The 9836-nt window shown below is 73.3% G+C and carries 10 protein-coding genes (1 of these 10 cut by a window edge); 2 read left to right on the top strand and 8 right to left on the bottom strand.

Annotation, left to right across the window (positions count from 1 at the left end):
• Positions 1–219, top strand: partial view of a tryptophan--tRNA ligase gene (trpS, locus tag OG982_RS16985; protein WP_266785898.1) — the 3' end only. 780 nt of this gene lie to the left of the window's left edge; only the last 219 of its 999 coding nucleotides appear in the window; its start codon lies off the left edge, out of view; the stop codon is at positions 217–219.
• Between the two features lie 52 nt (positions 220–271).
• On the opposite strand, the gene proC is transcribed toward trpS, so the two are convergent.
• The 5 genes from proC to OG982_RS16960 form a co-directional block, all read right to left on the bottom strand.
• On the bottom strand, positions 272–1081 hold the full coding sequence (gene proC, locus OG982_RS16980; RefSeq protein WP_266785900.1) for a pyrroline-5-carboxylate reductase: 810 nt from the start codon (positions 1079–1081) through the stop codon (positions 272–274).
• An 87-nt stretch (positions 1082–1168) separates the two neighbouring features.
• Positions 1169–1924: an ABC transporter permease gene (locus OG982_RS16975; protein WP_266785902.1), complete on the bottom strand. Its 756-nt coding sequence runs from the start codon at positions 1922–1924 to the stop codon at positions 1169–1171.
• The gene (locus OG982_RS16970) at positions 1921–2751 is read right to left on the bottom strand and encodes an ABC transporter ATP-binding protein (RefSeq protein WP_266948816.1); all 831 of its coding nucleotides are present in this window, start codon (positions 2749–2751) and stop codon (positions 1921–1923) included. Before OG982_RS16970 ends, OG982_RS16975 begins: the two co-directional genes overlap by 4 nt.
• 49 nt (positions 2752–2800) lie before the next feature.
• On the bottom strand, positions 2801–3331 hold the full coding sequence (locus tag OG982_RS16965; protein ID WP_266785906.1) for a hypothetical protein: 531 nt from the start codon (positions 3329–3331) through the stop codon (positions 2801–2803).
• A 156-nt stretch (positions 3332–3487) separates the two neighbouring features.
• Complete coding sequence (locus OG982_RS16960) at positions 3488–3790, bottom strand: SH3 domain-containing protein (protein ID WP_266785908.1); 303 nt, start codon at positions 3788–3790, stop codon at positions 3488–3490.
• A gap of 106 nt (positions 3791–3896) precedes the next feature.
• Between OG982_RS16960 and OG982_RS16955 the strand changes: the two genes are divergently transcribed.
• The gene (locus OG982_RS16955; RefSeq protein ID WP_266948815.1) at positions 3897–6038 is read left to right on the top strand and encodes a PQQ-binding-like beta-propeller repeat protein; all 2142 of its coding nucleotides are present in this window, start codon (positions 3897–3899) and stop codon (positions 6036–6038) included.
• A 151-nt stretch (positions 6039–6189) separates the two neighbouring features.
• Here the strand turns inward: OG982_RS16955 and ilvD are convergent, their stop codons facing one another.
• From ilvD to OG982_RS16940, 3 genes are all read right to left on the bottom strand, one after another.
• Positions 6190–8040, bottom strand: a complete 1851-nt coding sequence (gene ilvD, locus OG982_RS16950) for a dihydroxy-acid dehydratase (RefSeq protein ID WP_266948813.1) — start codon at positions 8038–8040, stop codon at positions 6190–6192.
• Between the two features lie 143 nt (positions 8041–8183).
• On the bottom strand, positions 8184–8819 hold the full coding sequence (locus OG982_RS16945; protein ID WP_266785914.1) for a TetR family transcriptional regulator: 636 nt from the start codon (positions 8817–8819) through the stop codon (positions 8184–8186).
• Positions 8816–9619: a sugar phosphate isomerase/epimerase gene (locus OG982_RS16940; RefSeq protein WP_266785916.1), complete on the bottom strand. Its 804-nt coding sequence runs from the start codon at positions 9617–9619 to the stop codon at positions 8816–8818. The genes OG982_RS16945 and OG982_RS16940 overlap by 4 nt, the downstream gene beginning before the upstream one ends.
• Positions 9620–9836 lie beyond the last annotated feature (217 nt).

Here is a 9836-nt window from a genome sequence, read left to right as displayed (position 1 = left end):
GTGCTCGCCGAGGGGTACGACGGGTACGGCGCGCTGAAGAGGGACGTCGCCGACGCGGTGGTGGAGCTGCTGCGGCCGGTTCGGGAGCGGCACGCGGAGCTGGCGGCCGATCCCGGGGCGGTGGAGAAGGTGCTGCGGGAGGGTGCCGAGCGGGCCAGGGAGCTGGCGCGGCCGGTGGTGGACCGGGCGTACCGGGCGATCGGACTGCTGGAGCCCTGAAGGGTGGCGGGCCCCCGTTCGCGCGGGGGCCCGTACCGGTGTGCGGCGGCCGTCAGCTGTTGCCGGAGGCGAGTTCGCGGCTGCGGTCGCGGGCGGCTTCGAGGGCGGCGATGAGGGCCGCTCGTACGCCGTGCTTCTCCAGCTCGACGATCGCGTTGATCGTCGTACCGGCCGGGGAGGTGACGGCCTCACGGAGCTTGACGGGGTGTTCCCCGCTGTCGCGCAGCATCACGGCGGCGCCGATGGCGGCCTGGACGATGAGGTCGTGGGCCTGGGCGCGGGGCAGGCCGAGGAGGATGCCGGCGTCGGTCATGGCCTCGACGAGGAAGTAGAAGTACGCGGGTCCGGAGCCGGAGAGGGCGGTGGCGGCGTCCTGCTGGGACTCCGGGACGCGCAGGGTCTTGCCGACGCCGCCGAAGATCTCCTCGGTGTGCTGGAGGTGGGCGGCGGTGGCGTGGCTGCCGGCGGAGATGACGGACATGGCCTCGTCGACGAGGGCCGGGGTGTTCGTCATGACGCGCACGACGGGGGTGCCGGGGGCGAGCCGCTCCTCGAAGAACGAGGTGGGGATGCCCGCGGCGCCGCTGATGACGAGGCGGTCGGCCGGGACGTGCGGGGCGAGCTCTTCGAGGAGCTTGCCCATGTCCTGGGGCTTGACGGTGAGGATGAGGGTGTCGGCGCGCTTGGCGGCTTCGGCGTTGGAGACGGCCTCGACGCCGTAGCGGGTGTGCAGTTCCTCGGCCCGCTCGGGGCGGCGGGCGGTGACGAGGAGTTTCCCGGCGGGTCGGCCGCCGCGGATCATCCCGCTGAGCAGGGCCTCGCCGATCTTGCCGGTGCCGAGGACTGCGACTGTCTGGGTCATGCCCGATCCACCTCGCCTGGGATGCGTGTACTCACCGCTCATCCTCGCACCAGGGCCGGGTGCGGCGGCGAGGCGTCCGGATCGCGGTCAGGGGGTGCGGCGGCGCAGGGTGGCCGCGCCGAGGGCGAGGACCAGCAGGGCGCAGGCGGCGACGATGACGACGTCGCGGACGAAGTCGGCCGTCATGTCGGTGTGGGTGAGGACCTGGGTCATGCCGTCCACGGCGTAGGACATGGGCAGGACGTCGGAGAGGCCTTCGAGGACGGGCTGCATGGTGTCGCGCGCGGCGAACAGGCCGCAGAGCAGCAGCTGCGGGAAGATCACCGCCGGCATGAACTGGACGGCCTGGAATTCGGAGGCCGCGAAGGCGGAGACGAAGAGTCCGAGGGCGGTGCCGAGGAGCGCGTCGAGGAGGGCGACGAGCAGGAGCAGCCACGGGGAGCCGACCACGTCGAGGCCGAGGAGCCAGAGGGCGAGGCCGGTGGCGAGCAGGGACTGTACGACGGCCACGGCGCCGAAGGCGAGGGCGTAGCCGGCGATCAGGTCGCCCTTGCCGAGCGGCATGGCGAGGAGGCGTTCGAGGGTGCCGGAGGTGCGCTCGCGGAGGGTGGCGATGGAGGTCACCAGGAACATCGTGATGAGGGGGAAGATCCCGAGGAGGGACGCCCCGATGCTGTCGAAGGTGCGGGCGTCGCCGTCGAAGACGTAGCGGAGCAGCGTCAGCATCAGGACGGGCACCAGCAGCATCAGCGCGATGGAGCGCGGGTCGTGGCGGAGCTGGCGCAGGACGCGGGCGGCGGTGGCGGTGGTGCGGGCGCCACTGATTGCGGTGGTGACGGTCACGGCGTGCGCTCCTGGGTGGCGAGGGCGTTGGCCTCGTCGACGAGGCGGAGGAAGCCCTCCTCGACGGTGGCGGAGTGGGTACGGGTGCGCAGTGCGTCGGGGGTGTCCTGGGCGAGGATGCGGCCCTCGCGCATGAGGAGCAGGTCGTGGCAGCGCTCGGCCTCGTCCATGACGTGGGAGGAGACGAGGATCGTGGCGCCCCGGGTGGCGGCGATGTCGTGGAAGAGGTTCCACAGGTCGCGGCGCAGGACGGGGTCGAGGCCGACGGTGGGTTCGTCGAGGACGAGCAGCTCGGGGGTGCCGAGGAGCGCGACGGCGAGGGAGACGCGGCTGCGCTGGCCGCCGGAGAGGTTGCCGGCGAGGGCTCCGGCGCGGGTGGTGAGGTCGACGTCGGTGATGGCGCGGTCGACGGCGGTGCGTCGGCGGTCGGCGGCGGCGCGGCCGGGGTCGAGGACGGCGGCGAAGTAGTCGAGGTTCTGCCGGACGGTGAGGTCGTCGTAGACGGAGGGGGCCTGGGTGACGTAGCCGATGCGGGAGCGGAGCTCGGGGTGTCCGGCGGGGCGGCCGAGGACGTCGAGGGTGCCGGTGACGTGGGCCTGGGTGCCGACGATGGCGCGCATGAGGGTGGATTTGCCGCAGCCGGAGGGTCCGAGGAGGCCGGTGATGCGGCCGCGGGGGACGTCGAAGGCGATGGAGTCGATGACGGTGCGGGGGGTGCGGCCGGTGCCGCGGGCGACGGTGAGGCCGTGGGCGTGGACGGCGGGCGGGGCCGGCTCGCCGGTGGGGGCGGTGGGCGCCGCGGGTGGCGCCTGCGGGTTATTCATCATGTGATGAATAATGCTCCTGGCTGTGCCGGGGCGTCAACCGGGGGCGGCTCTACTTCTTGCGCTTGGGGCGGCGCGCGGCCGGGTTGCCCGTACGGGAACTGCGGCGGCGGGCGAATTCGGCGGTGGCGCGCTCGTACTCGGCGCGGCGCAGCTTCTCTCCGGGCGCCTCGGCGAAGCAGCGGAGGAAGTAGGCGATGAGGGATCCGATGAAACCGATGGTCTTCAGGCCCTTGAGCGCGGCCTCGTCGGAGGACGGGGCGGGGCGGCGGCTGAAGGAGTCCCAGGTCTTGACGAAGGCGATGGAGCTGGCGATCGCGAAGAGGACGACGACGGAGATGCTCAGGAAGGGGCCGACGTTGCCGATCTCCAGGCCCTCGTAGGCGAACCGGAGCAGCATCGCGGCGGCGACCGCCGTACAGAGGGAGCCGATGGCGAGGCCGACGCGGAGCAGGGCGTACCCGCCGTCGTGGTTCACCCAGGTGGTGCCGAAGAACCGGATCGGCTCGGGTTGCGGTCCGGGGGCCGGGGTGGTGGCCTGCGCCGGCCCGGCGGGGGTCTGGTCTCGCTGGTCGTCGCTCACACCAGCGATTATCCCTCGCCGGGCCGGGGCGGCCGGGTGTGTCTCACGTGTCAGACCGGTGAGGGCCGGACACGTGAGGGCCGAACCGGTGAGGGCCCGACCGGTGAGGGCCCGACCGGTGAGGGCCCGACCGGTGAGGGCCGGACCGGTGAGGGATCAGGCGCAGCGGTTGGCCACGTAGCCGTCGGCGCCCGTCTTCACGTAGGAGTCGGCGACGAACTGGCCGTTGCCGATGCAGTCCCAGATGTTCGAGGTGCCGTACGGGCCGCTGACCCGCTCGCCCGGCGTCTGGCAGCGAATGGTCACGGATGCCCCGTAGGGAAGCACCTTGACGATCGGATAGGTGGTGGACGGGCCGCTGCGGACGTTCACACGGTAGCCCGGTGCGACCGGGAACGTCTGGAATCCGGAGCCGTCGGCCACCGTGTTGACGTGGCTTGAATCGTTCTCAACCGACATGCGAAATCTCCCCCCATGGGTGTTGCTCTGCGCAACTCGCGCAGGGTAGCAGGACCTTCGAGATGCGTACGGGCCATCGACTAGGCTCCGGCGGGGGTGGTGAACGGTGCATTCGCTGCGCGCGGGCTACGCGGGGCTTCCGGAGTATGCCGGGCAGTACCGGCTTGAGTCCGTGCTCGGCTCCGGCGGGATGGGTGTCGTCCGTCTGGCCACGTCGGGGTCGGGGCTGAAACTCGCCGTCAAGATCGTTCACCCCGAGCACGCGGTGGATCCGGAGTTCCGGGCGCGGTTCCGGCAGGAGGTCGCGGCCGCGCGGCGGGTGAGCGGGGCGTTCACCGCGCCCGTCGTGGACGCCGATCCGGATGCGGAGCGGCCGTGGATGGCCACCCTGTTCATCGACGCCCCGACGCTCGCCGAGCGGGTACGGGAGCGGGTGCTGGACCCCCCTGAGCTGACCCGGCTCGCCGCCGGGCTGGCGGAGGCGCTGCGGGACATCCACCGGGCCGGGGTCGTGCACCGTGACCTCAAGCCCAGCAACGTGCTGATGGCGCCCGACGGGGTCCGGGTCATCGACTTCGGGATCTCGCGGCCGGCCGACAGCGATCTGCGGACCGAGACGGGCAAGCTGATCGGTACGCCGCCGTACATGGCGCCGGAGCAGTTCCAGCGGCCCCGGGACGTGGGGACGGCGGCCGACGTCTTCGCGCTGGGCGCGGTGCTGGTGCACGCGGCGACGGGGCGGGGGCCGTTCGACTCGGACAGCCACTACCTGGTGGCGTACCAGGTGGTGCACAGCGAGCCCGACCTCACGGGGCTGCCGCAGCGGCTGGCGCCGCTCGTCGCGCGGTGCCTGGCCAAGGAGCCGGCGGAGCGGCCCACGGCCGAGGCGCTGATCGCCGAGATGCGGGCGATCGCGTATCCGACCTCGGAGGACACCCAGGCGTTCGTACCGCAGCCGCGGCGGCCGGCGGAGGCGGTGGAGCCGGCACAGGCCACGCACCGGCGGGAGCGGATCGAGGTCGAGGCCGGGGCCGGGGCCGATCCCGGGGCCGGTCCCGGGGCCAAGGTCGTCGGGCGGCGGCGGTGGCGGCGCTGGGCCGTGGTGGCCGCGCTCGGGCTGCTGCTCGCGGGCGCAACGATCGGTGGGTACGCGTGGCTCGCGGGGCCGTCCGATCAGGGGCGGCCCGCGGTGAGGGCCGCGGGGCCGACGCCGAAGTCCTTCGCGCCGTGGACGGTGACCCTGGGGAATCGGGTCTCGACCTGTTCCTGGGACACCGCGGCCCTGTACTGCTCGGGGCCCGGAGTCGCCGCCGCTCGCCTCGACCCCGCGGACGGCTCGCTGCGGTGGTCCGCCCGCACGTCCACGGACACGGCGCAGACCGGCGCTCCCCTCCACGCCGGCGGCCTGGTGCTCACGGTGACGGAGGGCGGCCGGCTGCTCCGGGCGCTGGATCCGGCGACGGGTACGGAGCGCTGGAAACGCGAGATGCCGCGCGGTGCGCAGGCGGTTCCGGCCGGGGCGCGGGTGCTCGTCACGGCGGCGGACGGGAAGGCCACTGCGCTGGACGCGGCGAGCGGGGCCGTCCAGTGGACGAAGCAGCTCGGCGGGGTGGGTTCCGCCTGGCGCGCGGGATCGGAGCGGTCGGGCGGCGAGCCCGTCCTGTACGTCTCCACCCCCGCCGCGGACGGCAGGTCGACGCTGGTGACGGTGGTCGATCCGGCGAACGGGGCCGCGCGGACACAGGTGCGGGTGGCCGGGACGGTGGAGCCGTTCGGGCTGTCGAACGGCAGCCTCTACCTGCTGGACAACGACGCACGGCTGATGGCCCGCTCGGTCGTGCGCGTCGAACTGGCATCGCGCGCGGTGCGGTCCGTCCGGCTGCTGGCGCCGATGTTGCAGGCCCAGGCGACGGTCGGACCCGACGGGGTCGCGTACGTCTTCGGGACCTCGGGGGCGCTGGCCGCCGTGAGCGGGGAGCGGGAGCAGTGGCGGCTGGAAACGGGTGTCACGGCGGCGTCGGCTCCCGCCGTCGGTGACGGCCGCGTGTACCTCACGGCCCTGGACGGGCGGCTGCTGGCGGTGGACGCCGCGACGCACCGGCTGGTGGGGCAGACGAAGCCCCGGATGGGCGGGGACAAACTGGCGCCGACGCTCCCCGCCCCCGTGGTCGCCGACGGCAAGGTCTACGCCTCCGCGCCGGACGGGTCGGTGTTCGCGGTGGACGGGGCGAACCCCGCCGGGTGGTGATCCCCCGGCCGCCCGACGGACGGAGTCCGGCGCAGCGGGCCGCAGCCGGGGAGGCGCCCCGCGCCGAGCCGCGCAAGGGACGCGTCAGGAAGGCGACGGGGCGAACCCCGCCGGGTGGTGAGGCCGCCGGCGGGGTTCGAGGGCGTGCGGGTCAGCCCAGGCGGGAGACGTCGCGGACCGCGCCCTTGTCGGCGCTCGTGGCCATCGCGGCGTAGGCGCGCAGGGCCGCGGAGACCTTGCGCTCGCGGTCCTTGGGGGCGTAGACGCCGTTCAGGGCCGCGTGGCGGGCGGCCAGGGTGGCGTCGTCGACCAGGAGCTCGATCGAGCGGTTCGGGATGTCGATGCGGATGCGGTCGCCGTCCTCGGCGACCGCGATGGTGCCGCCCGAGGCCGCCTCCGGGGAGGCGTGGCCGATGGAGAGGCCCGAAGTGCCGCCGGAGAAGCGGCCGTCCGTCACCAGGGCGCAGACCTTGCCGAGACCGCGGCCCTTGAGGAACGAGGTCGGGTAGAGCATCTCCTGCATGCCGGGGCCGCCGCGCGGGCCCTCGTAGCGGATGACGACGACGTCGCCCGCCTTGATCTGCTTCGTCAGGATCTTCTCGACGGCCTCGTCCTGCGACTCGCAGACGACCGCCGGGCCCTCGAAGGTCCAGATGGACTCGTCGACGCCGGCCGTCTTCACGACGCAGCCGTCGGCCGCGATGTTGCCGCGCAGGACCGCGAGCCCGCCGTCCTTGGAGTACGCGTGCTGGACGGAGCGGATGCAGCCGCCCTCGGCGTCGAGGTCGAGGGTCTCCCAGCGCTCGGACTGGGAGAAGGCCGTCGCGGAGCGCTTGCAGCCGGGGGCCGCGTGCCACAGCTCCATGGCCTCCTCGGACGCCGTGCCGGAGCGGGCGTCCCACTTGGCCAGCCAGTCCTCCAGGTTCTCCGAGTGGACCGTCGTGACGTCCTTGTTGAGGAGGCCGCCGCGGTGCAGCTCGCCCAGGATGGCGGGGATGCCGCCGGCGCGGTGGATGTCCTCCATGTAGTACGTGCCGCCGGGCGCCACGTTCGGGGCGACCTTGGCCAGGCACGGGACGCGGCGCGAGACCTCGTCGATGTCGGTGAGGTCGTAGTCCAGGCCGGCCTCCTGGGCGGCGGCGAGGAGGTGGAGGATCGTGTTCGTCGAGCCGCCCATGGCGATGTCGAGGGCCATGGCGTTCTCGAAGGCCTGGCGGGTGGCGATGTTGCGCGGCAGGACGGACGCGTCGTCGCCCTCGTAGTAGCGCTTGGTGATCTCCACGACCGTGCGGCCGGCGTCCTCGTACAGGGCGCGGCGGGCGGTGTGCGTGGCGAGGACGGAGCCGTTGCCGGGCAGGGCCAGGCCGATGGCCTCGGCGAGGCAGTTCATCGAGTTGGCGGTGAACATGCCCGAACAGGAGCCGCAGGTCGGGCAGGCGTTCTCCTCGATGCGCAGGACGTCCTCGTCGGAGACGTTCTCGTTGGAGGCGTCGACCATCGCGTCGATCAGGTCGAGCTTGCGGACGGTGCCGTCGACGAGGGTGGCCTGGCCGGCCTCCATCGGGCCGCCGGAGACGAACACGACCGGGATGTTGAGGCGCATGGCGGCCATCAGCATGCCGGGGGTGATCTTGTCGCAGTTGGAGATGCAGATCAGGGCGTCGGCGCAGTGGGCCTCGACCATGTACTCGACACTGTCCGCGATGAGGTCGCGGGAGGGCAGGGAGTAGAGCATGCCGGCGTGGCCCATGGCGATGCCGTCGTCGACCGCGATGGTGTTGAACTCGCGCGGGATGGCGCCCGCGGCGCGGATGGCGTCGGAGACGATCCGGCCGACCGGGGCCAGGTGGGTGTGGCCGGGCACGAACTCCGTGAAGGAGTTGGCGACCGCGATGATCGGCTTGCCGATGTCCTCGCTCGCTACGCCCGAGGCGCGCATCAGCGCACGTGCGCCTGCCATGTTGCGGCCGTGGGTGACGGTGCGGGACCTCAGCTCGGGCATCGGGTTCACTCCCCATGAGTACGGTGCGCACGGGCGTACGGAAGTACACCGGGCGCGGCCGCGACGGTAGATATGACTCAGTTACGAGGCTACGCCTACCGCCCGGAACGTGGACGCGGCGTCCGGATGGCGGGACGACCGGCTCACTCTTCGGTCAGGTAGCGCTGGAGGGTCGGGGCCACCAGGGCCACGATCGTCTCCGGTTCGGCGGAGGCCAGGGGCTCGACCTGGACGACGTAGCGCAGGATCGCGATGCCGATCATGTGGGAGGCGGCGAGCTCGGCGCGGAAGGTGGGGTCGGGGACGTCGAGCTCGGCCGCGACGCGCTCCAGGACCCGGCGCAGGACCAGGCCGCGCAGCACCTTCGCCGCGGCCTCGTGGGTGAGGGCGGAGCGCATGACGGCGAGCAGGGGCGCGCGGCTGACCGGGTTCTCCCAGATGCCGAGGAAGTAGCGGGCCAGGCGCTCGCCGATGCCGTCGGGGCCCTCGCCGAGGATCGCGGGGACGACGAGGGCGGGCTCCATGCTGAGCTCGATGGCGGCGGCGAAGAGGTCGTCCTTGCTGCCGAAGTAGTGGTGGACGAGGGCCGGGTCCACGCCGGCGGCCTTGGCGATGCCGCGTACGGAGGTCTTGTCGTAGCCGCGGGCGGCGAACTCGGCGCGGGCGGCGATGCGGATGCGCTCCTGGGCGCCGGGGCCGGTGTCGGCCTCGTCGGCGCGGGGGCGGCCGGGGCCGCGGCGGGGCCGCGGGGGCGGGGGCTTGGGCGGCGGGGTCGTCATCGGCCGCGGGCCAGGTGGAGGCGGGTGAAGGCGAGGGCCTCGGCGAGGTCGGCCTCGCGCTCCGCGGAGGACATGGCGCGGCGGGTGTTGACCTCGATGACGATGTGACCGTCGAAAGCGGAGCCGGCGAGGCCGTGCAGGAGCTCGGCGCAGGGCTGGGTGCCGCGGCCGGGGACGAGGTGCTCGTCCTTCGCGGAACCGTTTCCGTCGGCGAGGTGGATGTGGGCGAGGCGGTCGCCCATGCGGTCGATCATCGCGGTGGCGTCGGTGCGGGCGGTGGCGGTGTGGGAGAGGTCGACCGTGAAGTGGCGGTAGTCGTCCTTGGTGACGTCCCACTCGGGCGCGTACGCGAGCATCTCGCGGTCGCGGTAGCGCCAGGGGTACATGTTCTCGACGGCGAAGCGGACGTCGGTCTCCTCGGCCATGCGCCAGATGCCGGTGACGAAGTCGCGGGAGTACGCGCGCTGCCAGCGGAACGGGGGGTGCACGACGACGGTGCTCGCGCCGAGCCGCTCGGCCGCCGCCTGGGCGCGCTGGAGTTTGGTCCAGGGGTCGGTGGACCAGACGCGCTGGGTGATGAGGAGGCAGGGGGCGTGGATCGCGAGTATCGGGACCTGGTGGTCGTCGGAGAGGCGGCGCAGGGCGTCGATGTCCTGGCTGACGGGGTCCGTCCAGACCATCACCTCGACGCCGTCGTAGCCGAGGCGCGCGGCGATCTCGAAGGCGGTCGCCGTGGACTCCGGGTAGACGGAGGCGGTGGACAGGGCGACCTTCGGGGCCGGGGGGTGGGACGGGGGCACGGGTGACAGGTTACCCACCCGCCCCGACGCCCCGCCGGTGGTTCCGGCGGGGGCCCTTGTCCCCAACCGCCGGACGGGCCGGCCGCACGGGTCTCCGCCCGACCCCGACCCCCACACGCCTCACCGGCTGACCCACCCTGGGGCTCCGCCCCGGACCCCGCGCCTCAAACGCCGGCGGGGCTGGAGTGTGGGCGGAGCTTCGGCAGTGGCGGGGCGG

Origin of the sequence: Streptomyces sp. NBC_01551 (assembly GCF_026339935.1) — a bacterium.
GTDB lineage: Bacteria > Actinomycetota > Actinomycetes > Streptomycetales > Streptomycetaceae > Streptomyces.
This window is presented reverse-complemented; position numbering and strand designations above follow the sequence as displayed.

What these genes read in the sequence shown, in the direction of transcription:
- proC (WP_266785900.1), bottom strand. Translation starts at nt 1,081, where the DNA reads ATGACCCAGACAGTCGCAGTCCTCGGCACCGGCAAGATCGGCGAGGCC.
- OG982_RS16970 (WP_266948816.1), bottom strand. Translation starts at nt 2,751, where the DNA reads ATGATGAATAACCCGCAGGCGCCACCCGCGGCGCCCACCGCCCCCACC.
- OG982_RS16960 (WP_266785908.1), bottom strand. Translation starts at nt 3,790, where the DNA reads ATGTCGGTTGAGAACGATTCAAGCCACGTCAACACGGTGGCCGACGGC.
- ilvD (WP_266948813.1), bottom strand. Translation starts at nt 8,040, where the DNA reads ATGCCCGAGCTGAGGTCCCGCACCGTCACCCACGGCCGCAACATGGCA.
- OG982_RS16945 (WP_266785914.1), bottom strand. Translation starts at nt 8,819, where the DNA reads ATGACGACCCCGCCGCCCAAGCCCCCGCCCCCGCGGCCCCGCCGCGGC.